This is a genomic window from Pseudomonas sp. 8209 (assembly GCF_028682105.1).
GTDB classification, from domain to species: Bacteria; Pseudomonadota; Gammaproteobacteria; order Pseudomonadales; family Pseudomonadaceae; genus Aquipseudomonas; species Aquipseudomonas palmensis.
On record NZ_JANIAH010000008.1, the window covers coordinates 171,291 to 196,295 of the forward strand.

General features: G+C 59.5%; 18 protein-coding genes. 12 read left to right on the forward strand and 6 right to left on the reverse strand.

The window, feature by feature from the left end; all coding sequences use genetic code 11:
- Positions 1 to 49: 49 nt before the first annotated feature.
- Entirely contained in the window at positions 50 to 1,969 is a 1,920-nt protein-coding gene (locus tag NP552_RS18750; protein ID WP_274097033.1) for a sigma-54-dependent Fis family transcriptional regulator, read from the reverse strand.
- A gap of 265 nt (positions 1,970 to 2,234) precedes the next feature.
- Here NP552_RS18750 and exaC point away from each other — a divergent pair, with 265 nt between their 5' ends.
- The 9 genes from exaC (at position 2,235) to NP552_RS18795 (ending at position 11,488) form a co-directional block, all read left to right on the forward strand.
- Positions 2,235 to 3,755 (forward strand): acetaldehyde dehydrogenase ExaC, encoded by a 1,521-nt coding sequence (exaC, locus tag NP552_RS18755; protein ID WP_043863920.1) that lies wholly within the window; start codon positions 2,235 to 2,237, stop codon positions 3,753 to 3,755.
- Positions 3,756 to 3,930: 175 nt separating this feature from the next.
- Entirely contained in the window at positions 3,931 to 5,373 is a 1,443-nt protein-coding gene (gene eat, locus NP552_RS18760; protein ID WP_043863921.1) for an ethanolamine permease, read from the forward strand.
- Positions 5,374 to 5,419: 46 nt separating this feature from the next.
- On the forward strand, positions 5,420 to 6,814 hold the full coding sequence (locus NP552_RS18765) for an ethanolamine ammonia-lyase subunit EutB (RefSeq protein ID WP_274097034.1): 1,395 nt from the start codon (positions 5,420 to 5,422) through the stop codon (positions 6,812 to 6,814).
- A 7-nt stretch (positions 6,815 to 6,821) separates the two neighbouring features.
- The gene (gene eutC, locus NP552_RS18770; RefSeq protein WP_274097035.1) at positions 6,822 to 7,649 is read left to right on the forward strand and encodes an ethanolamine ammonia-lyase subunit EutC; all 828 of its coding nucleotides are present in this window, start codon (positions 6,822 to 6,824) and stop codon (positions 7,647 to 7,649) included.
- A gap of 108 nt (positions 7,650 to 7,757) precedes the next feature.
- Positions 7,758 to 8,216: a GNAT family N-acetyltransferase gene (locus NP552_RS18775; protein WP_043863924.1), complete on the forward strand. Its 459-nt coding sequence runs from the start codon at positions 7,758 to 7,760 to the stop codon at positions 8,214 to 8,216.
- Positions 8,217 to 8,490: 274 nt separating this feature from the next.
- Positions 8,491 to 9,141, forward strand: a complete 651-nt coding sequence (locus NP552_RS18780; protein ID WP_043863945.1) for a DedA family protein — start codon at positions 8,491 to 8,493, stop codon at positions 9,139 to 9,141.
- Positions 9,142 to 9,150: 9 nt separating this feature from the next.
- Positions 9,151 to 9,966, forward strand: a complete 816-nt coding sequence (locus NP552_RS18785; protein ID WP_043863925.1) for a zinc-dependent peptidase — start codon at positions 9,151 to 9,153, stop codon at positions 9,964 to 9,966.
- A 91-nt stretch (positions 9,967 to 10,057) separates the two neighbouring features.
- Positions 10,058 to 10,585, forward strand: a complete 528-nt coding sequence (ppa, locus tag NP552_RS18790; RefSeq protein WP_043863926.1) for an inorganic diphosphatase — start codon at positions 10,058 to 10,060, stop codon at positions 10,583 to 10,585.
- Between the two features lie 192 nt (positions 10,586 to 10,777).
- Positions 10,778 to 11,488, forward strand: coding sequence for a LexA family transcriptional regulator (locus NP552_RS18795; protein ID WP_043863927.1), 711 nt, complete (start codon positions 10,778 to 10,780; stop codon positions 11,486 to 11,488).
- A gap of 416 nt (positions 11,489 to 11,904) precedes the next feature.
- Here NP552_RS18795 and NP552_RS18800 read toward each other — a convergent pair whose 3' ends face one another.
- Positions 11,905 to 12,312 carry a helix-turn-helix domain-containing protein gene (locus tag NP552_RS18800; protein ID WP_274097036.1) on the reverse strand — a complete coding sequence of 136 codons (408 nt, stop codon included), beginning with the start codon at positions 12,310 to 12,312 and terminating at the stop codon, positions 11,905 to 11,907.
- Between the two features lie 744 nt (positions 12,313 to 13,056).
- On the opposite strand from NP552_RS18800, the gene NP552_RS18805 reads away from it, so the two are divergent.
- The 3 genes from NP552_RS18805 to NP552_RS18815 all read left to right on the forward strand — a co-directional run bounded on the left by NP552_RS18805 (position 13,057) and on the right by NP552_RS18815 (position 19,963).
- Positions 13,057 to 13,941, forward strand: a complete 885-nt coding sequence (locus NP552_RS18805; protein ID WP_274097037.1) for a ParA family protein — start codon at positions 13,057 to 13,059, stop codon at positions 13,939 to 13,941.
- Complete coding sequence (locus NP552_RS18810; protein WP_274097038.1) at positions 13,938 to 14,360, forward strand: hypothetical protein; 423 nt, start codon at positions 13,938 to 13,940, stop codon at positions 14,358 to 14,360. Before NP552_RS18805 ends, NP552_RS18810 begins: the two co-directional genes overlap by 4 nt.
- A gap of 533 nt (positions 14,361 to 14,893) precedes the next feature.
- Positions 14,894 to 19,963, forward strand: a complete 5,070-nt coding sequence (locus NP552_RS18815; RefSeq protein WP_274097039.1) for a hypothetical protein — start codon at positions 14,894 to 14,896, stop codon at positions 19,961 to 19,963.
- Positions 19,964 to 20,266: 303 nt separating this feature from the next.
- On the opposite strand, the gene NP552_RS18820 is transcribed toward NP552_RS18815, so the two are convergent.
- The 4 genes from NP552_RS18820 to NP552_RS18835 all read right to left on the reverse strand — a co-directional run bounded on the left by NP552_RS18820 (position 20,267) and on the right by NP552_RS18835 (position 24,983).
- Complete coding sequence (locus NP552_RS18820; protein WP_260328987.1) at positions 20,267 to 20,494, reverse strand: AlpA family transcriptional regulator; 228 nt, start codon at positions 20,492 to 20,494, stop codon at positions 20,267 to 20,269.
- Between the two features lie 89 nt (positions 20,495 to 20,583).
- Positions 20,584 to 21,063, reverse strand: coding sequence for a hypothetical protein (locus NP552_RS18825; protein WP_123753505.1), 480 nt, complete (start codon positions 21,061 to 21,063; stop codon positions 20,584 to 20,586).
- 9 nt (positions 21,064 to 21,072) lie between these two features.
- Entirely contained in the window at positions 21,073 to 22,320 is a 1,248-nt protein-coding gene (locus NP552_RS18830; protein ID WP_274097040.1) for a tyrosine-type recombinase/integrase, read from the reverse strand.
- Between the two features lie 233 nt (positions 22,321 to 22,553).
- Positions 22,554 to 24,983, reverse strand: a complete 2,430-nt coding sequence (locus NP552_RS18835; RefSeq protein ID WP_058541902.1) for a TonB-dependent siderophore receptor — start codon at positions 24,981 to 24,983, stop codon at positions 22,554 to 22,556.
- Positions 24,984 to 25,005: the final 22 nt, after the last annotated feature.

A 25,005-nucleotide genomic window follows, 5' to 3' on the forward strand; every position in this document is an offset into this window, starting at 1 on the left:
CGTGGAGGCAGGGTAGCTTAGGGTGGGAAAAATCGCATCCTGAGTTTGCCTAGGCGCCCCGTGCAATCCCGTGCTTGCGCAGCTTGCGGTACAGCGTATTGCGGCTGACCCCCAGTTGCGCCGCTACCTGGGTCATGTGCCAGCGCTTGTGCTCCAGCGCCTGCAGCAGCGCGGCCCGCTCGGCGTCGTCCAGCGGGTGTTCGGCCTGCGGCCTGGCCACCGTGGGCTCGAGCGCTGCCGGGGGCTGGCGCACTACCGGCGGCAGGTCGTCGAATGCGATGCGGCCATCCTCGCACAGGGCCACCAGGGTACGCAGCACATTGCGCAACTGGCGCACGTTGCCGGGCCAGGCAAATTCCAGCAGCGCCCGGCGTGCCGACGGCTCGAGCCGCACAGGTTGGCCCGCGGCCTCCTCGGCCAGGACAAAGTCGAGCAACTGCGCCTTGTCGCTACGCTCACGCAATGCCGGCAGGGCGACCTCCAGGCCATTGAGGCGGTAATACAGGTCTTCGCGAAAGCTGCCGGCCTCGACCCGGCCCAGCAGGTCACGGTGGGTGGCACTGATGATGCGCACATCCACCGCCTGCGGCTCGCCGCCGATCGGTACCACCTGGCGCTCCTCGAGCACCCGCAGCAGGCGCGTCTGCAGGGCCAGCGGCATGTCGCCGATCTCGTCCAGCAGCAAGGTGCCGCCGTCGGCCTGTTGCAGCTTGCCGCGCATGCCCTCCTTGCGCGCCCCGGTAAAGCTGCCGCCGCGATAGCCGAACAGTTCGCTCTCGATCAGGCTCTCCGGGATCGACGCACAGTTGAGCGCGACGAACGGTTTTCCCGCGCGCTGGCTGGCCTGGTGCACGGCCTTGGCGAAGGCCTCCTTGCCACACCCGGTTTCGCCGTTGAGCAGCAGCGGCACGTCGCGCTCGAACACCCGCAGCGCACGCCGAAAATCCTGTTGCAGTGCCGGGTCGACCAGGCAGATGCGTTGTGCCGGCATTGGCGTGCTGGTGGCCGACGGCGCAAGCGGTGGCGCCATCGCACGGGCCTGGCCGCGCAGGCTGGCGAACAGCACACGGCCATCGCGGGTACGCAGCGGCCAGCTGGTGCTGGCGGCCGCCGTGGCACGCCCGAGCAGTTCATCCAGCGCGCAGTCGAAAAACGCCTCCACTGGCTGGCCGAGCAGCCCACCGCGTGCCGTTGCCAGCAGGTTCAGCGCACTCTGGTTGACCGCACAGATACGCCCCTCGCCATCGAACGCCAGCAGCCCCTCGCTGAACAGCCCGACCGATTCGGCCTGCAGGTGAAAGCGCAACAGCCAGTGGTTGTCGAAATGGCGCAGGAAGTAGCAGCTCTCGATCATCTTGGCCGAGAGGTTGACCAGCGCCATGGTGTGGAACTGGCTCTGGCGCGACATGTCGGGGCGCGCCGACGACACGTCGAGCACTGCCAGCAGCTCGCCCTGCGGATCGAACACCGGGCTGGCCGAGCACGTCAGCCCGGTATGGCGCCCGCGAAAGTGTTCATCCTGGTGAATGGTCAGGGCCTGGCGCTCGACCAGGCAGGTGCCGATACCGTTGGTGCCTTCGCAGGCCTCGCTCCAGTCGGCGCCCAGCCAGAGCCCGGCGCGCTCGAAGATGCGCCGCTCGGTGGGTGCGGTGACGCAGTTGAGGATCACCCCGCGCGCATCGGTCAGCAGAACCGCGTGCCCGGCGCCGCAGAGTTGCTGGTGCAGGCTGTTCATCTCGTTGCCGGCGATCTGCAGCACCTGCTGCAGGCGCTCACGGCTCTCCAGCAGCCGCCCGTGCTCGAGCACGGTGGGCGCAACGCTCTGGGCCGGGTCGAGGTGGTAGTCCTCCAGGCAGCGCAGCCAGGAACGGGCGATCGACGGGTCGCTGCCCGGCCCCTGCAACAACGCCTTGCCCTGGGTGACGGTGAGCACTTGCCGGGCGTGCCGGCTCAGGTGATTGCTCTGCACTTTTTATTGTTCTCCGCACACGAGATGAACCCAGCATCCTCCTGCCGCCAGTGCATTGCAATGGTGGCGGGACCGTCGGGTCACGTTGTGTGCCACAACGGGTACAGAGTGTCACCCAGGCTGTGCCGGGGCTGGCACACAGCGCCTGCGGGGCGCCCTCCGCGCCGCGCCAAGCCCTTGATTTCACTAGGCCAGCGGGCAGTGGCCCGTGCCTTGCACTACGCTTTACATCCTCCCTACAAGCACAATAGCCAGGAGACACACCATGCGTTACGCACATCCCGGTACCGACGGCGCGATCGTTTCCTTCAAGAGCCGCTACGGCAACTACATCAACGGCGAGTTCGTGCCACCGGTCAAAGGCGAGTACTTCACCAACACCTCGCCGGTCAACGGCCAGCCGATTGCCGAGTTCCCACGCTCCAGTGCCGAAGACATCGACAAGGCGCTGGACGCCGCCCATGCGGCCGCCGATGCCTGGGGCACCACCTCGGTGCAGGCACGCTCGCTGATCCTGCTGAAAATCGCCGACCGCATCGAGCAGAACCTCGAACTGCTGGCCATCACCGAAACCTGGGACAACGGCAAGGCGGTGCGCGAAACCCTCAACGCCGACATCCCGCTGGCCGCCGATCACTTTCGCTACTTCGCCGGCTGCCTGCGCGCCCAGGAAGGCAGCGCCGCTGAAATCGACGGCAACACCGTGGCCTATCACATCCACGAACCGCTGGGCGTGGTCGGGCAGATCATCCCGTGGAACTTCCCGATCCTGATGGCCGCCTGGAAGCTCGCCCCGGCCCTGGCCGCCGGCAACTGCGTGGTGCTCAAGCCGGCCGAACAGACCCCGCTGGGCATCAGCGTGCTGCTCGAAGTGATCGGCGACCTGCTGCCACCGGGCGTGCTCAACGTGGTGCAGGGCTATGGCCGTGAAGCCGGCGAAGCGCTGGCCACCAGCAAGCGCATCGCCAAGATCGCCTTCACCGGCTCCACCCCGGTGGGTTCGCACATCATGAAATGCGCCGCCGAGAACATCATTCCCAGCACCGTGGAGCTGGGCGGCAAGTCGCCGAACATCTTCTTCGAAGACATCATGCAGGCCGAGCAGAGCTTCATCGAGAAGGCCGCCGAAGGCCTGGTGCTGGCGTTCTTCAACCAGGGCGAGGTGTGCACCTGCCCGTCGCGCGCACTGGTGCAGGAATCGATCTACCCGGCGTTCATGCAGGAGGTGATGAAGAAGATCAAGCAGATCAAGCGTGGCGACCCGCTGGACACCGACACCATGGTCGGCGCCCAGGCCTCCGAGCAGCAGTTCGACAAGATTCTCTCGTACCTGGAAATCGCCGAGAAGGAAGGCGCCGAACTGCTCACGGGCGGCAAGGTGGAAAAACTCGAGGGCAACCTGTCGACCGGTTACTACATCCAGCCGACCCTGCTCAAGGGCACCAACAAGATGCGCGTGTTCCAGGAAGAGATCTTCGGCCCGGTGGTCAGCATCACCACCTTCAAGGACGAAGCCGAGGCCCTGGCCATTGCCAACGACACCGAATTCGGCCTGGGCGCCGGTGTATGGACCCGCGACATCAACCGCGCCTATCGCATGGGCCGCGGCATCAAGGCTGGCCGCGTATGGACCAACTGCTACCACCTGTACCCGGCGCACGCCGCGTTCGGCGGGTACAAGAAGTCCGGCGTGGGTCGTGAAACCCACAAGATGATGCTCGACCACTACCAGCAGACCAAGAACCTGCTGGTGAGCTACGACATCAATCCACTGGGCTTCTTCTAGGAAGCCCGGCTGCAAGCGGCAAGCTTCAAACAGCAAGAAAAAGCAGACCCCATGCGATTTGCCTTCTCTTGCGGTTTGCAGCTTGAAGCTTGCAGCTGTTCTGGCCCCTTTCGTGCAAGACCATCACCACAGGCCGGCACCCGCCGGTGACTAAAAAAAGAACAGGTGAATCCCCATGCCAAGCGATCATTCCGGCAACGCGCCGGCTTCCGTCGATTTCGAAAAGGTCGGTTCCGAGTATTTCCAGCAACGTGAACTGAAAAAAGGTGCCGCAGGCTGGGTCCTGCTGGTGGGTCTGGGCGTCGCCTACGTGATCTCCGGCGACTACGCCGGGTGGAACTTCGGCCTGGCCCAGGGTGGCTGGGGCGGCATGTTCCTGGCCACGCTGCTGATGGCCACGATGTACCTGTGCATGTGCTTTTCGCTGGCCGAACTGTCCTCGATGATCCCCACCGCCGGCGGTGGCTACGGCTTCGCCCGCAGCGCCTTCGGGCCCTGGGGCGGGTTTCTGACCGGCACCGCGATCCTCATCGAATACGCCATCGCCCCCGCCGCCATCGCGGTGTTCATCGGCGCGTACTGCGAATCGCTGTTCGGCATAGGCGGCTGGGTGATCTACCTGGCGTTCTACATCATCTTCATCGGCATCCACATTTTCGGCGTGGGCGAAGCGCTCAAGCTGATGTTCATCATCACCGCCGTGGCCGCGATTGCCTTGGCGGTGTTCCTGATCGCGATGGTGCCGCACTTCGATTCGAACAACCTGTTCGACATCGCCAAGACCGACGCAGCCGGCGCCAGCAGCTTCCTGCCGTTCGGCTACGTCGGCGTGTGGGCGGCAATCCCCTACGCCATCTGGTTCTTCCTGGCGGTCGAAGGCGTGCCACTGGCCGCCGAAGAAACCAAGAATCCCAAGCGCGACCTGCCCCGCGGCCTGATCGGTGCGATGCTGGTGCTGCTCAGCTTCGCGCTGCTGATCCTGGTGATCGGCCCGGGCGGCGCCGGCGCCGAAGCACTGAAAAGCTCGGGCAACCCGCTGGTGGAGGCGCTGGCCAAGGCCTACGGCGGCTCGACCTGGATGGGCGGCTTCGTCAACTTGGTGGGCCTGGCTGGCCTGATCGCCAGCTTCTTCTCGATCATCTACGCCTATTCACGGCAGATCTTCGCCCTGTCGCGCGCCGGCTACCTGCCGCGCAAGCTGTCGCAGACCAACCGCAGCAAGGCTCCGGTACTGGCGCTGATCATCCCCGGCATCATCGGCTTTGCGCTGTCGCTGACCGGCCAGGGCGACCTGCTGATTCTGGTGGCGGTATTCGGCGCTACGCTGTCCTATGTACTGATGATGGCCGCGCACATCACCCTGCGCATAAAACGCCCCAAAATGGAGCGTCCGTACCGGACCCCGGGCGGCATCTTCACCTCGGGCGTGGCGCTGGTGCTGGCCTGCCTGGCGGTGGTCGCAGGTTTCCTGGTCGACCCACGGGTGGTGATTGGCGCTGCGATCATCTATGGCGTGCTGATTGCGTACTTTGCCTTCTACAGCCGGCACCACCTGGTGGCCGGTACGCCGGAGGAAGAGTTTGCCGCGATCCAGAAGGCCGAAGAGGCCTTGCACTGACCGCCCCGCGCCGCAGGCCTGGCCTGCGGCGCCATGGAGATTGCGTATGAGCAGTTTTGTACACACGGTGGGCACCCAGACCTACCGCTTCGACAGCCTCAAGGACGTCATGGCCAAGGCCAGCCCGGCCCGCTCCGGCGACTTTCTCGCCGGGGTGGCGGCCGGCAACGACGCCGAACGGGTGGCCGCGCAGATGGCGCTGGCCGATATCCCGCTCAGTCACTTCCTCAGCGAGGCGCTGATCCCTTACGAAGACGACGAAGTCACCCGCCTGATCATCGACACCCACGACAAACAGGCCTTTGCCGCCGTCAGCCACCTGACCGTGGGCGGGCTGCGCGACTGGCTGCTGAGCGAGCAGGCCGACGAAGACAGCCTGCGCGCCCTGGCCCCGGGGCTGACCCCGGAAATGGCCGCTGCGGTCTCGAAGATCATGCGCGTGCAGGACCTGGTGCTGGTGGCGCAGAAGATCCGCGTGGTCACGCGCTTTCGCGGCACCCTGGGCCTGCGCGGGCGCCTGTCCACCCGCCTGCAGCCCAACCACCCCACGGATGAGCCGGCCGGCATCGCCGCGAGCATTCTCGACGGCCTGCTGTACGGCAACGGCGACGCCATGATCGGCATCAACCCGGCCACCGACAGTATCGCCTCGATCTGTGCCCTGCTGGAGATGCTCGACGCGGTCATCCAGCGCTACGACATCCCCACCCAGGCCTGTGTGCTGACCCACGTCACCACCTCGATCGAGGCCGTCAACCGCGGCGTACCGCTGGACCTGGTGTTCCAGTCCATTGCCGGCACCGAGGCGGCCAACGCCAGTTTCGGCATCAACCTCAACCTGTTGCAGGAAGGCTACGACGCCGGCCTGAGCCTGAACCGCGGTACCCTCGGGCAGAACCTGATGTACTTCGAGACCGGCCAGGGCAGCGCGCTGTCGGCCAACGCGCACCATGGCGTCGACCAGCAGACCTGCGAAACCCGGGCCTATGCCGTGGCACGGCATTTCAAGCCGTTTCTGGTCAACACCGTGGTCGGCTTCATCGGCCCGGAGTACCTGTACAACGGCAAGCAGATCATCCGCGCCGGCCTGGAAGACCACTTCTGCGGCAAGCTGCTGGGCGTGCCGATGGGCTGCGATATCTGCTACACCAACCATGCCGAGGCCGACCAGGACGACATGGACACGCTGCTGACGCTGCTGGGGGTGGCCGGGATCAACTTCATCATGGGCATCCCCGGCTCCGACGACATCATGCTCAACTACCAGACCACCTCGTTCCATGACGCGCTGTACGCACGCCAGACCCTGGGCCTGAAACCGGCCCCGGAGTTCGAGGCGTGGCTGGCGCGCATGGGCATCTTCACCCAGGCCGATGGCCGGGTGCGGTTTGGCGACAACCTGCCACCGGCCTTCCGCCAGGCGCTGGCGCAACTGGGATAAGCGAGCCATGGACAAGCAACCCACGCAGCACGACAACAGCGACAACCCCTGGCTCGACCTGCGCCGCCTGACCCCGGCGCGGATCGCCCTGGGGCGCACCGGTACCAGCCTGCCGACCCGCGCACAGCTGGACTTCCAGTGCGCCCACGCCCAGGCCCGCGATGCCGTGCACCTGGCATTCGACCATGCGGGCCTGCGCGACCAGCTGAGCGAACGCGGGCGCGACAGCATTCTCTTGCACAGTGCCGCCAGCGACCGCCACAGCTACCTGCAACGCCCGGACCTGGGGCGGCGCCTGCATGAGGAATCGGCCCGGCAACTTCGCGAGCACGCCCAGGCCAACCCGGGCGGGGTCGACCTGGCGATCATCGTGGCCGACGGCCTCTCGGCCCTGGCGGTGCACCGGCACACGCTGCCGTTTCTCAACCGTCTGCAGGAGCACATCGATGCCGAGGGATGGTCCACCGCCCCGGTGGTGCTGGTGGAGCAGGGCCGGGTGGCGGTGGCCGATGAAGTCGGCGAATTGCTGGGCGCGAAAATGACCGTGATCCTGATCGGCGAACGTCCGGGCCTGAGCTCCCCCGACAGCCTGGGCCTGTATTTCACCTACAGCCCCAGGGTCGGCCTCACCGACGCCTACCGCAACTGCATTTCCAACGTACGCCTGGAGGGGCTGAGCTACGGCATGGCCGCCCACCGCCTGCTGTACCTGATGCGCGAGGCCTGCCGTCGGCAGCTCTCGGGGGTCAACCTGAAGGATGAAGCCCAGGTCCAGACCCTGGAATCAGACGCCGACACCCCTAAAAATGGAAACTTCTTACTCGGCAATGATTGAGAACTGACCACTTTTTAGCGGATTGCGCTTTTTTCGCGCTTTAGGCAGCATCTGGGGTGACGGCTGCCCGAGGTTCGCCGCCACTCCCCATGGACCCGAGGCCTGCTTATGCGAATTATCAAAGCAACTCTTGAGCATCTGGATCTGCTCGCCCCTCTGTTCGTCAAATACCGCGAGTTCTATGGGCAATTGCCCTATCCGGACTCTTCGCGCTCGTTTCTGGAAAAACGCCTGGAGCGCGACGAGTCGATCATCTACCTGGCGCTGCCGGACGACGATGACAACAAGCTGATGGGTTTCTGCCAGCTGTATCCGAGCTTTTCGTCGCTGTCGCTCAAGCGCGTATGGATACTCAACGACATCTATGTGGCCGAAGACTCGCGGCGCATGCTGGTGGCCGACAACCTGATGCGCGAGGCGAAGAAACTGGCCAAGGACACCAACGCCGTGCGCCTGCGCGCCTCGACCAGCAGCGACAACGAGGTGGCAATGAAGACCTACGAGTCGATGGGGTTCAAGGCAGATACCGAGTTCAAGAGCTATATCCTCCCGATCCATTCCGACTGACGGGCATCCTTCGTCAGCAAAGCCGGCTTCCACAGGTCTGCGCACTGGCCATGTAGGCGCCAGCCTTGCTGGCGATGGGCTGCATAGCAGCCCCGCTGCGCTGGGGCCCAGAAATCCGCCGCTACAAACTGCTCCGCCATAATCACGCCATGCCCGTATAATGCGGCCTTTCAATTTGTGTGAAATTTTACCCTTACCCCGGGTAACGGCTACACACTTCGCACTGCCAGTCCTCGCATGCCCGTAGAGCCGGGTCTTGAACAAGGTGCCGTACATGGATTTCAACCCGCTGGACCTCATTCTGCATCTCGATACCTACCTCGATTTGCTGGTCAACAATTACGGTCCGTGGATCTACGCCATCCTGTTCCTGGTGATCTTCTGCGAGACCGGCCTGGTCGTCATGCCGTTCCTGCCGGGCGATTCGCTGCTGTTCATCGCCGGTGCCGTGGCCGCCGGCGGCGGCATGGACCCGGTACTGCTGTGCGGCCTGCTGATGGCGGCAGCCATCCTGGGCGACAGCACCAACTACGTGATCGGGCGAACGGCCGGGGAACGCCTGTTCCGCAACCCCGACTCGAAGATCTTCCGCCGCGACTACCTGCAGCAGACCCACGACTTCTACGAACGCCATGGCGGCAAGACCGTCACCCTGGCGCGCTTCCTGCCGATCCTGCGCACCTTCGCGCCTTTCGTCGCGGGCCTGGCAAAAATGGTCTATCCGCGTTTTCTGATGTTCAGCGTCGCCGGCACCATCCTGTGGGTGTGCGGCCTGGTGACGCTGGGCTACTTCTTCGGCAACGTGCCGTTCATCAAGTCCAACCTGTCGCTGATGATCGTGGCGATCATCCTGCTGTCGCTGGTGCCGATGATCATCGGCCTGGTGCGCAGCCGCATGGGCCGTGGCCAGGCCAAGGCCCAGTAACCCGCGCACATGTGGAGCCTGAGCGCCTGGCGGCGCCGTCGTACCCTGGCCCGCTACCCGATCGAGCCGCAGCAGTGGCAGCGGGTACGCGAGGGCCTGCCGATGCTCGACGGCATCAGCGACGAAGAAGATCACTGGCTGCGTGAAGCCTGCATCCTGTTCCTGCAGCAAAAGCACCTCACCACCCTGCCCGGCGTCGACGCCGATGCCGAGCAGCGCCTGCACCTGGCGGCCCAGGCGCAACTGCCGCTGCTGCACCTGGGCGATCTGAACTGGTACCAGGGCTTCCATGAAATCGTGCTCTACCCCGATGACTTCGTCAGCCCCCAGCGACATCGTGATGCCAGCGGTGTGGAGCATGAATGGGACGGCGAACACAGTGGCGAGGCCTGGCAGCAGGGCCCGGTGATCCTGGCCTGGCCCGGGGTGCTGGCCAGCGGTGGCTGGGAAGGCTACAACCTGGTGATTCACGAACTGGCGCACAAGCTCGACATGCTCAACGGCGATGCCAATGGCCTGCCGCCGCTGCATGACAGCATGCGCGTGGCGGACTGGGCGCAGGCCATGCAGCAGGCCTACGACGATCTCAACCGCCAGCTTGACCGCAACCCCGATGCCGAAACGGCCATCGACCCCTACGCAGCGGAAAACCCGGCCGAATTCTTCGCCGTGACCAGCGAGTACTTCTTCAGTGCCCCGGACCTGCTGATGCAGGCCTACCCCGCGGTTTACGCGCAACTGAGCGCGTTCTACCGCCAGGATCCGCTGGCCCGCCTGCAACAGCTGCAACGTAGCCATCCGCACTACCAGCACACGACTAATTGACCAGGCCGGGCATCTGGCCGGGCGTGGCAAGCGTTACGGAATGTGCCTATAATCGCGACCAATTTTTGGCCAAACATGGGGGCAATGCCCAATGAGCTACAGCAAGATTCCGGCTGGCAAAGACCTGCCGAACGACATCTACGTCGCCATCGAGATTCCAGCCAACCACGCACCGATCAAGTACGAGATCGACAAGGACAGCGATTGCCTGTTCGTGGACCGCTTCATGGCCACCCCGATGTTCTACCCGGCCAACTACGGCTTCATCCCCAACACCCTGGCTGACGACGGTGATCCGCTGGACGTGCTGGTGGTGACCCCGTACCCGGTAGCCCCAGGTTCGGTGATCCGTGCTCGCCCGGTCGGTATCCTGCACATGACCGACGACGGCGGCGGCGACGCCAAGGTCATCGCCGTACCGCACGACAAGCTGTCGCAGCTGTACGTCGACGTCAAAGAGTACACCGACCTGCCGGCACTGCTGCTGGAGCAGATCAAGCACTTCTTCGAGAACTACAAGGATCTGGAGAAAGGCAAGTGGGTCAAGATCGACGGCTGGGGTGACGCAGAAGCGGCCCGTGCCGAGATCACCAAGTCGGTGGCAGCCTACAAGGGCTAAGCACTGCGCTTGAGGAAAAGCCCCGCGATTGCGGGGCTTTTTTGCATCTGCGGCTCGCTGCTTGAACCAACAGCGTCCGATTATTCCTACAACACCAACAGAACCCCCTGTAATACCCCCGCTTTTGCCCGCGAAACACTTCAACCCAATGTTTATATAAACCCTTCTTTTCCCTCACTAAACTCAATCACCATGAATACATCTGGTGATCGTTTGAAAGCGCTCCTGCGCGAGTGCAACCTGACCGCTTCCGACTTTGCCGCTCAGCGCGGGGTGACGCCGCAGCATGTGAACAACTGGTTCCAGCGCGGCGTGCCCATGGCGCGTCTGGACGAGATTGCCGAGCTGCTGTGCGTACGCCCTCGCTGGCTACGCACCGGCGAGGGCCCCAAGCACCACAACCCGCTGCCGCGGGTCAGCCGCAACCGTGGCGAGCAGGAGCAGCAGGCCCCGGACCACAGCCTGTTCGCCGCGCATGGCGAGCAGGACGTGCTGCTGCCCTTCTACCATGCGCAGCCCCGGCAGTTTGCCGAAATCCCTGGCCGCCACCTGCGTTTGCCGCGCTGTGCGCTGGACAACCTCGGGGTCGATGCTGCGCAGGCGCTTTGCGTGAGCATGCCCGACTACAACATGAACCCCTTGCTGCAGTACGGCGCGACCTTGGCGATAGACCGCAGCCTGACCCGCGTGATCGAGGGCGAGATATACGCGCTGCTGCACAACGGGCGCTTGCGCGTGCACACCTTGAGCGAACGGGCCAATGGCGCATTGCGTCTGCACAGCCATGACGGTGACGAATTTCCGAGCGAAACCTACAGCCTGTCGCAAATCCGCAACCAGGGTCTGGAGGTACTGGGGTGGGTGTTCTGGTGGGCTCACCTGCGGGATGATCGCCCGCGCTAAAGCGGTTGCAGCGGTTTTTTTGCTGGGCATTGCGATCCATTCCCAGTATGCTGTGCCGCACTCAAGCCCCGGTTGCAGCCTTGCATCCTGAGGGCGTGGCGCGGCACACACTGCCCCCGCCACCCCCGGCCCCAGCGCCGGATCACGATTTGAAGGCGGTTGCGGCTTACCAAAAGTCAGCCAAGACTGTCCCCGAGAAGCCGGCCACAAGCCGGCTTTTTAATTTCTACAGCCCTTGATTTACGGGGCTCCCGCCTAGACCACCACCGCCAGCCCATACTTTGGCCCATACGTTGGCGGCAATCTGCATTCCTTCGCTACCAGCAGCGACCAGTTGAGCTGGATCACCACCACAAAGCTCTCTATAGCCGCTCTGTAGGCTTGGAGTGGAAAGCGTGGGGATAAATGAGGATTCGTCAGGCTTCATTCTGTGACTGCCCCAGCAGCTTCAGAAACTCGATGGCGAGCCTGCGGTTCTTGGGGGTGAGCGCTTGGAAGTTCCGGCGCACTAAAATCACCTCGTTGCTCTGATCTGATGCAGCCTCTTCGCCACTTTCCGAGTCAGATTCCGCTACAGCGTACAGCTCGGAAGTCTTCGTGCCCAGCGCATGGCTGAGCTTGTGCAGCAGCTCTAGGGACGGCAGTTGCTGCGATCTTTCGATCTTGGACAGGTTGCCCGCGTAAGTCCCCGCCTCCAGAGCAACCGTCTCTAGAGTGAGCCCCTTTTCCAGTCGAACCTTGCGTATAGCTGTGCCGATATTCATCAAGCGATTCTGTGGACGGGTTTCCAGCAGGGCAAAGTTACAGAGGAAAAACTTTCGCACATAATTTTTCCTTGTGAGAACATTTGCTGAGCGGCGGATTGCTTTAGGTGCAATTTCGTCAACCGGCGTGGTCTCCTAGGACGGAAAACGAATGGGTGCTCAACAGGGAAATGGTCAGGGGGACGTATCTGGACGGCGAAACGCTTGCGATTTTTGGATCAGCCGCTCGCGCTTGGGCTGGCTCAGCGTTAGATTCGACGGTGGTCCGTGCTATCCCGAAATGGTTGAGTCGCTCAAAGAGATGGTTGATCGATATGGGCACCTGATTAAACGCGGGGATAAAATCTCAGGATCTGAGTGGCTGCGACGCATCGAGCGAGGCAACGCGCGGATCACCAACCGCGAAAGGCAAGCGATTCATACACTTATGTAACGCAATCCAGGAGATCAGTACCGAATCCCCCACCTAGGCCACTTTCACATAGTCATCTCCTTGCCAACCGATTCGAATCGATAGCCATCCAGCATTATCAAAGCGCTCCCCGTGAGTAGCCTATTTTGCGACCACGTGCGATCTGGATCGGCAGCAATCGACCGAGGAACAGATATGACAATCCTCTCCCACGGGCCGGGCATTTCAGCGAGACGCTGAGGCTAGACGCTAGGATAAGATCTGTAAGCCATGGTCATCCTGTCATTGGTGCTTCACACGACTGTGTGCAAAAATAGCCGTTGACAAGGAACGCCGGCGGTTTAGCCGGCTGTTAATCTTTGAGTGACGGCACGTAGACCCAGGAGATTTGCATGGCAACGGTTGTTGGTTTTATTAGCGAGAAGGGAGGTGTAGGGAAAACCACCTCCTGCTACCATGTTGCGGTTGCTTTAAATCGATATCATGGAAAAAGAGTATTGGTGATAGATGCTGATTATCAGCGCGGTGGAATTTCAGGTAGATTCTTTCCCTCACTGATTGAGAATTTTGGGATTGTAAGCCCAACTGGCTCCACTCTCTACCAAAAATTTCAGCAACTTTATAGCGCCACGACTCAAACTTCCGATATTGAAATCTCTAACTTTAGACCAGGCTTGGACGTAGTCCCTGCAGATTCCCGCCTATCCACAGTCTCCATTAACAAGTTACCAAGCACAAATAACATCCGAGAGAATAACTTCTCCCTCCTTGCGCACATGAAGACTATAGATTTGGTTTTGCGCCCTTTATACGAACAATATGACTACATACTGATAGATTCACACCCTGAAATATCAGATGTTCTAAAGTCAATAATTTATGCGTCTCACTATTGTGTATCACCGGTAAAGCTTGATAGACAGTCAGCTATCGGAGTTGCCTCAGTCATGGCAGAAATTTCAAATGTCAACTCTGACATAGCTATGATCCGAGGAGCTCTTAACATAGAGGACAACTATCAAAACACCATCTTTTCCGGCGCCATCGGTATGATGGCAAGAGAATACGCAGAGGTCCTGAAATACACCGAACACTCCGAATATAATCTATTACGTAGATCAGGACCAGTATTTGAAAACTACGTTACCGAAGGTGACGGCCTAAGGATGGCGGCTGCTAACAGGCAAGCCGTTTACGATGTCGGCGGAGCTAATGCAGCGAAGCAAGCTCAGCAATTTCGCGAACTAACAGTTGAATTTATGCGGACGTGCCCATGATTAATCTTGCTCAGTTAATTTCCTGGCTCGGGGTCGAAGGGGCCAAAGCTGGCTTGGACAAAAGCGACCTGACTATATCTGAAATTCTAGACCTGACACCAGGTGATAAGCCTCCACAAACCAGCAAAACTCGGCGATCAGAAGCAATTGAAATGGCCATTGAGCTAAAACGGAAGGAGCTTTACAAGTCCCCCGAAGAGCTAATGGAAATGGACATTGACACTCTAAAACTATACTTCTCTGATTATAGATTTAGCAGGCAAGAAATTTTATCTCTGCTTGAGACGCTCGACATTCGCCCTAGCGGCGAAGCAAGAAAAAAGCTTAACGATTTTGCAGCGAGAGAGATAAGTGAAATAGGAAGGTTTAGGCGTGTTGCCAATGGAAAAACAAGCTTTGACCCGTCCAATAAAAAATGAGTTCGTGGTAAGAACTGGGCAACCACTTACCTCTAACACTTCCGGGTGACCTGCCCCATTCATGGCCTGGGCTTAAGACCAGGCCATAGCTATTCAACGCCTACTAGTCAGCACCTTAGTCTTCCGGCGATTCAATAAATCATCGCTTGGATGCATCAATTAGCAGCGCGCATCCATCATGCTCGTGCTCTATATCACCCCTAGAAACCCAAAAACAAACGAAAACACCCTAAATATAACCACCTGAGCATGCATCATATCTTCTCTTATACTTGACGAAAGTACATGACGGCTCACAGAAAGCCTTAAACCATCTTCATATTAGTCGTTTGAAAGAAACCGCTAACGCAGCCCTACTGACTTTAATTTCTCCACTACGAACTTCAAATGCAGCGCTAAACATTGCACTACTCATCGAATTTATTGCAAAATCCCCACAAGCCCTTACAGTAAATAGGTAAGCTGATTTTATTTCCTCCCAAAAAAATCAACATGTAATCGCTTCATAAATTCATGCGAAGGGACAGTAAGCAATGTCAAATGAAGAGGCGAATGAGTTAGGCCAAGGCTCAAGTCCTGTTGGGCGAGGCGGTGCCGGCGCGTACATCGAGGGCGAGCTTGGCGCTTTTTACCTCTTGTCACTCCTTGCTGGCATCGAGCCACGAGGGTTGCCAGGGTCGCGTATTCAACGTGTTCGCTTTCAGGGCACGGAGCTTGGTTACTCCCTAGATGATCTTGTTGTGCATGGTCTTTCCGATGCTGGAGAGACGCTTCTGGAGATCCAGTCAAAGCGCACGATCACGTTCTCGCCTAAAGACACAGTGTTCAAGGACGTCTGTAGTCAGATCGCACGAAGCTCTGGACATGGCATACCGGAGACACAGCATCAACTAGCGGTTGCTACACAGCGAACGAGCCGCGCTATTTCAGGCCCGTATCAAGATGTGCTCCAGTGGGCGCGGACAGCGGACAGCGGGACCGAATTCTTTCGGCGACTGTCGGCAAAGGGGGTGGCCGGATCGGAAATGAGGCGGTTTGGCGAAACTTTCCGAGCAAATCTCGTTGAGGCTGGCGTTCCGGACGACGACAGCATTCTCTGGGGTTTCCTCCGGCGGTTTCTGATCATGGAGTTTGATTTTGAATCGGGCGCGCCATTGACGAGGACCTACGCTTTATCGATTGCTCGTCATGTCCTGGCACCGGAAGATGGAGCCCTAGTAGAGGCACTTTGGGCAAATCTGATCCAGATCTCTCTTGAGAAAGCTAAGACGGGGGCAGCGATAGCGCGCGACGAACTTCGAGGGGTACTCGTTGATCGCGGCTTTCATTTCACCGGAGACAGAGACTTTTCTGCCGCTCGGAAGAGGTTGGCTGAAATGTCCCGCCAAGCGATTTCCGAGATCGGCAACACCGTGGCAGGCGTGCGTCTTTCACGTCAGCGTGCAGCGGAAGCGCTTGATGACGCTCTTGACCATCATCGCTATGTCGAGATACGGGGTGGTCCTGGTGTCGGCAAGTCGGCAGTGCTCCGACAACTGGCAGAGCGTATTTCTGGCGAAGCTAATGTCTTGGTGCTTGATCCGGTAGGCACACCGGAAGGCGGATGGCCTGCCTATTCCCAGTGGCTTGGCATACATGCGACTGCGGGAGAGTTTCTGACTGATCTCGCGGCCAGCGGAAGTGGTGTTTTGCTCATCGATAGCCTTGAGATGTTCACAACCCCAGGACGTCGCCGAACGGTCAACGACCTTCTACGTGAGGTCGCTGCGATCAATGGGTTCTTGGTCGTTACAACGGCACGGCCGGATTTTGGTATTGACGGAGATAACTGGCTCGCCTCCGAAGCACTATCTGCGCTTGGACCAAGCCAGACCGTCGTCGTTAGCGAACTTGACGACATGGAAGTCGAGATACTAGGCGAGCAGACTCCGGAACTCCGAGCGCTTCTTGCACCTGGCCATGCTGCAACCGCTATCGCGAGAAACCTGTATCGCTTATCGCGTCTATTGAAAGTCCCGTCATCCACGTCAATCCGCACAGAAGCGGCGCTTGCAAATGACTGGTGGCGGACCGCAGATCATGCAGAGATGGTGGACCGACGTGCCTCCCAGCGCCTAATTGCGGACCTCGCAGACGCCGCGCTCGCGGGTGACGACGTCATTGAGTCCCGGGATGACACGCCCGCTCGGATCCATCTACTGCGTTCGCAGACTTTGGTAGAGCCCAGACGTGATCACCTTAACTTCTACCATGATGTGCTACGAGACTGGGCCGTGGGCGCGCGGGTGCATGAAGACTATGCTGCGATAGGCAGACTTGATCTCGCCGCTCCAGTGTCAGCTAAGATCGCGCGCGGAATCGAGTTTGCTGGACGTCTGTCGCTGGAGTTAACGCAGGACGGCAATCAATGGCTTGACCTTCTAGCAGTACTCTCTCCCGCCGGATCGCATAGTTCATGGCGGAGGCAGGCGCTTCTGGCCATTATGCGCTCAGAGCTGTCGGCAGCACTTCTTCAGCGAAGCAGTGCGGAGTTACTTATTAACAATGGTGAACTGCTCCTAGAGCTCTGTACCGTCATCGCAGCAGTAGAAACGGTGTCCCCTGCTGACCTCGCTCGCGAGTTGTCCGGCGACGTGACCGTCGCGACTGCTTCACTTCCGAAATCGATACGAATCGCAGCAACCGCATCTCCTGCCAAGCTTCTGAATTGGTGCGTCGCGCACTCGGAGGAAATACCGATTCAGGCAATTGGCGCTGTTGTACGGCTCGTACAGACGCTTCTCCCTTATTTCTCGAGTAGATCTACCACTGCCGCTTCGGTAGCCGGCATGTTGTTTAGCTGGCTGCGACAGCTTGATGAGCCAGAGGCTTGCGCGACCATTCCTGGAAGAGATCCTAATTTCTTCGGTCAGGAATATATGCGAATGCTCGCGGATCTAAGGATGATGTCGCTACTTTTATCCGTCCATGCGCCGGAGCAGATCAAAGCCTACTTGCGCGCATTGATCAAAGAAAAAGACTCCTACAAGGTCAAGGATATCCGTCCGTTGAGTGCAGCAATCGCGCCAGTGGCTCCAAAGGAGTTCGCGAAGCTGATCGAGGCAAGCCTGCTTGAGGAAACTGGTCGCAGAAATTCGGGAATGCGTCGCGAAGGTGCACTGAGTTTTGCCGACAGTGACTACCTACCTCCATCGCCTGCACAGCCCCCATTTCTCGATTTGCTTGGGGCAACTCCTGAGGTAGGCCTTGATCTCGTGCGACGGCTCGTCGATGAGGCCATCACGTTCCACTACGGCGACAGGAACCCAGGAACAGATGGCTTCACAATTGCTTTTGTTGACGGCCCGAGGTTCTTTCCTTGGGAACGAACCTACTTCTGGTCGAGAGACCAGGCGAGCGAGTACTCGGTTGCGTCTGCTCTCATGGCCCTGGAGGCATGGGGGCATGACCGCATCAAATCAGGCGATTCGTTAGAGTCCGTAATCAACGACATTCTTGGCCCCGACGGTGGTTGCGCGGCCTACCTTCTGGTTGCGGTCGATATCATGTTGTCTCATTGGCCAGCTAGCCGTGAGCTGTTGGTGCCTTTGGCGGGCTGCCCTGAGCTTCTTGCAACGGAGCGGGGGAGAACCTTACATGACAAACTGACGGGACTCCTGGTGGGAACAGAACCCGCCGGAAGGGTGCGCCTCGCTGACCTTCAGTCCAAACCATCGCGCCGTATTGTCCTTGAGAACTGCCTGCCGAAATACCTAGGGGAAGACACCGCGTCCGTTCGCTTGCGTGGATTACTTAAGGCAGCTGTGGCAAGACTGGGAGCTTATAGCGATCACGCCGACTTCGGAGACCCTGCCTTCATGGGGGTCTATGCCCTTAGTCTGCTCAATCTCGAAAACTGGATCGAAACCGAAGGCCGGCGCCAGTATCGTCTCCCCGCTGCTGAGGAAGAGCATCTTGCCCACTTGCACCGTAATCGAGAGATCCATCTGCGTGCCAGTGAAATTGAAGCAGAGATTCAACTGGCGGTGGACGATGTAACACGAGGATCTACCAGACTTGCACGCGAGGCGGCAGAGTTCGCGGCTGGCAAACTTCCCGACTTCGATACCGATACACTGAAATCCCGCTCGACTCAGTTGGCTGCAACCGCACTGCTCGTTGCCCGAGATGGGGACGATGAACTGCTAGGGCATTACGAGAATTGGGTGCGTGACGTTGTTGCGATGACGCTAGCGCAGGACGAAGGGTTGCCGCACAGATCTACCGCTTCCATCGCGTACAACCGTCAAGCTCTTGTCGTGCTCGCTCTGATCCACCTTTGGCAGCGATGCGGGCAGAAGGTAGACCGGAACTTGCTAATCGAGAGCGCTGCGCGACGAGACTGCTGCTCCGTAGCAGCGCTATCACTGGTACTGGATTCCATCATCCAAGAAGATCCTTGGCTGCTGAAGTCGGTTTTGCGCGTAGCTTTAAAGGCAAGCAGATGGCGGTGGGGTCCTTGGAACGAGGACGAGGTAGAAAAGCAGGCGTATACGCAAACCAAAGACAAGGGTGACAAGCTTGCCGTAGTCGCGGAAATCGCGTGGCTAGATGGCGGTAAGGAGCCACTATGGCCGACGTTTCCTGATGAGGAACCGCATATCAGGCATGCACCAAAGATCCGCGTCAAGGATGAGCAAGAATTCGACAGACCACATCCTGAGCCTATGGCAAGCGTTCATGTTGATAGCCAGGCTGCGGGGCTCTGGCTCAGCCTCCTAACAGATCGGAAGTTGCCTGCTTGGTATGCGGAGCTTGTTCTGGCCTATTCCAATTGGTCGGCCAAGATGAACGGATGTGGCCAACCGCTCGAAGCAGAGATCGATCGTGCACCCACGGAGTGGAACGAGCAGTTTTACATATTAGTAGCGCACCAACTGATGGAGGCGGACGCCAGTCGATTCGACGACTTGCTTAAGCTGGTCGAACAACTCCCCGATCGCTCTTTCAGCGACGTATCGGAAGTATTGATTCACGCGGTGGATGTCTGGTACTTCAACAGCACATCACGGTCACACATCAGGCCACTAGAGCTACGCGAGCGGCTGGTCAACCGGACGATAACTCTGCGCCGCTGGCTCCGTACTCTGAGGCCTGGAGATCTCTCCGCAGATATCGACACTGGCGGCATGATCGCCAAGCTGCTCATGAATACCCACAGTCCGTTCAGCGGCACTCGTAGCTACTTGGTGCCCGCTGTGTTCGACCGTATCGATCCTATTCTCGATACGCTTCGACCATTGCTGACAGGGGGGCCTACTCCTTTCGTTGCGCTCTGCACGATGAACACACTGTCAGTGGCGTACAGGGCGCGCCATCTCGATCTTGTTTTATTTGCAGCGGAGTCATGGCTGGACCGTCTGCCCACCGATACAGGGATGTGGATAGAGCTGGGGATTGGACGAAAGATCGTTGAGTGGTTCGTCGCAGCTATTGCCGAACAGCCATCGCTTTGTGAATGGAAGCATCCTATGCGGCGTCGTATCGATGCGCTCATAGGCCGTCTCATTGGACTAGGCGTTCCGGGTGCATATGAACTCGAGCAGCAAGTAAAGCGACCATGACCTATGACCTGCCTGTCGTAACATCCGGCCCGCAGAAAGCGCTAGCGGTTTTTCGCGACCCGTTGACCTTCAGGTTCGCCCGCCACGATGCACTTCGGTCATTAGGCTTGCAGGGGCCGTCATTCAGTGGGTGCTGGAACGTACCCAAGCCGATACTCTCTGCACCTTGAAACAGGTGAAACTTGGCCCAAAAAGGGGCAGAAATCGTAATGTTTCCCAGAGAAAAGTGAGGCACCAAACAACAAAGCAGCGCCTAGTCGGCACTGCTTTTGAGTCTGCTCCCGCCTCACTGCTCTGTGTCATTCAAGACTTCGAATCAAGCTGGTCTGCCACCCATTGCTCGATTTCGACGGAGTCCCAACCCACAGCACGCCGTCCGATTTGCTTCCGCTGCGGAAACTTCCCCTGCTTCATCAGCGCATAGATATGGCTACGCCGAAATCCACACATCTGCTCCGTCTCCTTGAGCCGCATGATCCGACGAACGCTCCGCTGCTGAACCACCTGGGTTTCTTGCTTGCCCCGCTTCATTTCCAACCCTTACGCCTCTATGGCGGTCAATGGACTCGTGGCAAGGGAAGCTACGCATGAAAACGCGCACATTAAGGTAATGCGCGCGTTTATTTTTTTGCCTTGTTCAAAACCCGCCTCACTTGGGACGGTGATTTCTCCAACCGCCTGGCGATCACCGACGTGACAAGTCCCTGCTCCTTGAGAGCAATTGCCTCTTCGTACCAGGTCGGCTTTTCGATCTTCTCGCGGTTCCTTTCAACCGTTGCTCGCTGCTTCGCAAGGACAGAGGCCTTCAACTCGTCCACGAGGTCATTCACCACACCAGAGCCTTCGACTTCCGATAACTGAACAAGGGCGTGAATAGTATTCAGGTCCACGAGGATGGCGCCGCGATGTTCAGGTGCTTTACGGATCTTACGGGCGCTGTAGTAAAGGGCCAGGGCACCAACCTCGATGCGATGATACTCACCCCATTTCTCCAACTCATCGATCCACACCGCCGCGTTTTCTCGGCTGAGTCTTAACCCATCCAGCACATCCTCTGGTGCGAACGACAGCAGCAGCTCAGCTATCACGTCCCGTTCCATGCGATGCCCTTAGCGACTCGTTTGCATTTCAAGGTGGATAGCATCACCAAGCGCGAGTGTGCTGACGAAATCGGCCCACGACTCCATCAACGCTCGCCTCTTTTTAAAGAGGTCCGAGCGCGAGTATGCCCCCTCGGTCTGATCTCGCTCGTCGTGAGCAAGCGCCAGCTCACAAACCTCACGTGGATGACTGGTGTTCTCTCCAGCCCAGTCACGGAAAGAGCTACGGAAACCGTGGCGGGTGATGTCGTCATGGTTCATGTCATGCAGCAGGTTTCGGATTGCGTTGGCGTGCATGACTCCACTCTTTCCTCGGCCAGGAAAAAGAAAGTTACTTTCTTCAACACGCGGCAACGCCTTCAACATCTCAATAACCTGCGGCGCCAGCGGAATGCTGAAGGCTTTTCTCATCTTCATACGCTCCGCTGGCAAGACCCAGATACCTGCATCCAGGTTGAACTCCGACCATTGAGCTTCTCGCACCATATGCGCACGAGCGGCGGTGAAGATCAGTAATCGGGCGGCGACCGCCGCACGGAATTCGCTCTCGGCAAGCCGGTGCATGAGCGCAGGCACTTCCTTCCAACTCATCGCGGCGAAGTGCTCTCGTATCCGTGCTTTCTTTTTGTCGGCCTTGTTCAGCAGCTTATCCAGATGGCCCCGCCAGCGAGCCGGGTTTTCCCCATCGCGCAGATTGCGCGCCTTGGCAGCATCCAGAACCAGCTCGATCTGCCCACGCACCTCATCTGCCGTTCGCGTTTTGGTGGACCAGATAGGCTGGAGAACCTTGAGCACCAGGTCGGTATCGATCTCACCGACTGGCACCGCACCAATCCCTTCGAAGGCATACAGTTCCAGCTTCCTCAGCCAGCCCCTTCGCCATTTTTCAGACCATCCAGGGCCATGAGCCTCGGCATATTCCTTTGCCATCTGCTCGAACAGAACGCGCTTCGCATCCTCAGCGCGGCGCTGACTGATCAGGCGGTCACGCTCATTATCTCGGGCGCTCTTGGGACAGATTCCGTTAGCCCGCAGCTTGCAGGCATCAGCGTGTTTGATGCGGGCTTCCGGCAAAGAGACTTCCGGGTAAACGCCCAGTCCCATTTCGGTCGTTTTCTTGTTGAGCTTGTACTTGTAGATCCAGCTAGTACCGCCGGTCTCCCCCACCTTGAAGTACAAGCCGTTGCCATCGTTCTCCAGACCTTTCTCACCAGCCCTGGCGAGCTGCTCCACCTTCTTGACCGTCAGCTTCCCCATCAATCCTCCGCGACGTACATCCTCACAGCCCACACCCCAGCCCATACTTTGGAGGCTGGCTTTCCTTGGTGGCATCTGGCCTTTAGTGGACGAACATACACGGAAAACCCAGTAAAACCCAATGGTTACCGGGATCGCATATAAAATCAGTGGAGTTCTCTGGACAACCTATAAGCCGGCCACAAGCCGGCTTTTTAATGCCCAGAAAAACCCTCCCCCCCCCCCCTGAAGCATCAGTATTGGTAGCGCAGCGTCACCGCAAAATTGCGCGGATCACCGTAGTACAGGCCGCCGAAGTTGTTGGAAGTGGGCAAGGACTGGTAGTAGACCTTGTCCAGAACGTTGTTGAGGTTGTACTGCACGCTGAACTGTTGGTTGATCTGATAGTGCGCATGCAGGTTGAGCAAGGTGTAGCCGCCCTGCTTGATGTCGTACCCGGTCACGTCGGCGGCAGTGCGGCTCTGTGCATAGACATCGCCGCCCACACGCCAGTGGTCGAGGACACCGGGCAAGCGGTAGTCGGTTGCCACCTTGAGCAGGCGGCGCGGGATCTTGCGGTAGTAGTCCGACCCCTTGCTGGCGCCCGCCACATATTCGGGATCGCTATAGGTATAGCCAGCGCTGACATTCCAGTTCTCCAACGGCTCGCCGGACACCTCCAGTTCGAAGCCACGGTTACGCACTTTTGCGCCTGTTTCATAGCACTTGCTCGTCCCCGTCACACCACAGGTGGGCGACACCGGCAACGCCTCGGGCATGTTCTCCAAGCTCGTCTGGAAGATTGCCAGCGAGGTGTTCAGCCGACCATCGAAGTATTCACCCTTGATGCCGGTTTCGTAATTCTCGCCTTCGATCGGGTCAAGCAAGGTATTGCCGACACCGTAGTAACTCTGTGTCTTGTAGATCTCGGTGTAGCTGGCATACCAGGTGTGGTGCTTGTCCAGGTCCAGCACCAGCCCGGCATAGGGCACCAGCCGGCCATTCTCCCGGTATTGGTCATTGGTATAGGGGCTGGCCACCTTGTAGTCCGACCAGCTCACCCGCGTACCGACGATCAGGCTCAGGTCATCGGTCAGGCTGAAGCGCGAGGCACCATACAGGCCGCGCTCCTTGCGGGTGTAGTTGTAGTCTGCGCCGATAGCATTGAGGATCGGGCTGGGCAGGGCACTGTAGTCGAAGTCGGTGATGTCGATCGTCGGGTTGTTGGTGGCGCTCTTGATCACCGCGTCGAACTCGTCCTTGCGCGTGTTGGCCCCGAGCATCAACTGATGCTTGCGCCCGAACAGCTCGAAGGGCCCGGTAGCATAGAGGTCCAGGGCGAACTGGGTGTCTTCGTAATCGGCCTGGGAGACGGTCATGCGATAGTTGTCGCCCGCTACCCGGTTCGGGTACGCGGAGAGAAAGTCGGCGTCCGACCAGATCGCATTCATGGCCAGGGTCAACTTCCACTCGTTGTCGAAGGTGTGCGTGAGGTCGCTGAACAGCGTGTAGTTGTTGCGATCCAGATGGGCCCACTTGCCGTTGAGGTTGGTGGAACGCGAAAGCGGATAGAAGGAGCCGTCACGACGAGTGTTCAAGCCGCCCCAGTCATAGCCGTTCTGGTTGTCTTTCTGGAGAGTGGCGCCCACCGTCAGTACGGTGGAATCGTTCAGATCCGCCTCCCCCACCAGGTACAGCAACTGGTTGTCACGCTCGGAGCCGTCGCGGTAGCTGTTGGCGTTGTTGTAGTAGGCCACTGCACGGCCGCGAACATTGCCCGTAGGGGTCAGTGGCCCGGAAACATCCACCTGGCCACGGTAGTTGTCCCAGGAGCCTGCCCCCAGCTCCGCGCCCAGACGAAAGTCCTGGGTCGGCCGTTTGCGTACCAGGTTGATCGCCGCCGACGGGTTGCCCGTGCCCTGCATCAGGCCGTTGGCGCCGCGTACGACCTCGACGCGGTCATAGATGGCCATGTTCGAGGTGGACATGACGTCCATGGAGTAGTTTTCCGAGATGTTGGTCGGAATGCCGTCATATTGCAGGTCGCTGATCTCGAAGCCGCGCGAGTAATAGGTGGAGCGATCAGTGCCGATCTTGGTGAGGGTGATACCGGTCGCCGTGCGCGCGATGTCGTCCAGGCTCTGGATGTTCTGGTCGTCCATCCTCTTGCGGGTGATCACCGTCACCGACTGCGGTGTTTCCCGCAGGCTCAGGGCGAGCTTGGTCGCCGTGTTGGTCGAACCCGTGGTGTACGAACCGGTGCCCTCGGTCGTGGCGCCCAGGCCCTGCCCGTTGACGGTGGTGGCGCCGAGCACGACCGCGTCCGAGGAACCGTCCTGGACCAGCAGATACCCACCATTGGCCTGGCGCTGAGCGCGCAAGCCGCTGTTGGACAGCAGCAGCGCCAGCCCCTCATCGACCCCATAGGCACCATCAAGGCCCGGGGTGGTCAGCGCGTGGATCTGCCGCGGATCGAAGGAAATCGTCACACCCGCCTGCACGCCGAACTGGGTCAGCGCGCTACCCAGCGGGCCTGCGCCGATGTGGTAGGCGATACGGCTCTGGGCGTGAGCCGCAGCAGGCATCAGCACCACCCCCGGCACACTCGCCATCGTCAGGCCGAACATCGCCAGGCGCACTGCGCGGGGCAATGAGATCGAGGGGGAGAAGCAAAGCTGGGGCATGAAATGATCCTTCTGTTGTCTT

Excerpts from the sequence above, each read along its gene's own strand:
- exaC (WP_043863920.1), top strand. The coding sequence starts at position 2,235 with ATGCGTTACGCACATCCCGGTACCGACGGCGCGATCGTTTCCTTCAAG.
- eat (WP_043863921.1), top strand. The coding sequence starts at position 3,931 with ATGCCAAGCGATCATTCCGGCAACGCGCCGGCTTCCGTCGATTTCGAA.
- NP552_RS18765 (WP_274097034.1), top strand. The coding sequence starts at position 5,420 with ATGAGCAGTTTTGTACACACGGTGGGCACCCAGACCTACCGCTTCGAC.
- eutC (WP_274097035.1), top strand. The coding sequence starts at position 6,822 with ATGGACAAGCAACCCACGCAGCACGACAACAGCGACAACCCCTGGCTC.
- NP552_RS18775 (WP_043863924.1), top strand. The coding sequence starts at position 7,758 with ATGCGAATTATCAAAGCAACTCTTGAGCATCTGGATCTGCTCGCCCCT.
- NP552_RS18780 (WP_043863945.1), top strand. The coding sequence starts at position 8,491 with ATGGATTTCAACCCGCTGGACCTCATTCTGCATCTCGATACCTACCTC.
- NP552_RS18785 (WP_043863925.1), top strand. The coding sequence starts at position 9,151 with ATGTGGAGCCTGAGCGCCTGGCGGCGCCGTCGTACCCTGGCCCGCTAC.
- ppa (WP_043863926.1), top strand. The coding sequence starts at position 10,058 with ATGAGCTACAGCAAGATTCCGGCTGGCAAAGACCTGCCGAACGACATC.
- NP552_RS18795 (WP_043863927.1), top strand. The coding sequence starts at position 10,778 with ATGAATACATCTGGTGATCGTTTGAAAGCGCTCCTGCGCGAGTGCAAC.
- NP552_RS18805 (WP_274097037.1), top strand. The coding sequence starts at position 13,057 with ATGGCAACGGTTGTTGGTTTTATTAGCGAGAAGGGAGGTGTAGGGAAA.
- NP552_RS18810 (WP_274097038.1), top strand. The coding sequence starts at position 13,938 with ATGATTAATCTTGCTCAGTTAATTTCCTGGCTCGGGGTCGAAGGGGCC.
- NP552_RS18815 (WP_274097039.1), top strand. The coding sequence starts at position 14,894 with ATGTCAAATGAAGAGGCGAATGAGTTAGGCCAAGGCTCAAGTCCTGTT.
- NP552_RS18820 (WP_260328987.1), bottom strand. The coding sequence starts at position 20,494 with ATGAAGCGGGGCAAGCAAGAAACCCAGGTGGTTCAGCAGCGGAGCGTT.
- NP552_RS18825 (WP_123753505.1), bottom strand. The coding sequence starts at position 21,063 with ATGGAACGGGACGTGATAGCTGAGCTGCTGCTGTCGTTCGCACCAGAG.
- NP552_RS18830 (WP_274097040.1), bottom strand. The coding sequence starts at position 22,320 with ATGGGGAAGCTGACGGTCAAGAAGGTGGAGCAGCTCGCCAGGGCTGGT.
- NP552_RS18835 (WP_058541902.1), bottom strand. The coding sequence starts at position 24,983 with ATGCCCCAGCTTTGCTTCTCCCCCTCGATCTCATTGCCCCGCGCAGTG.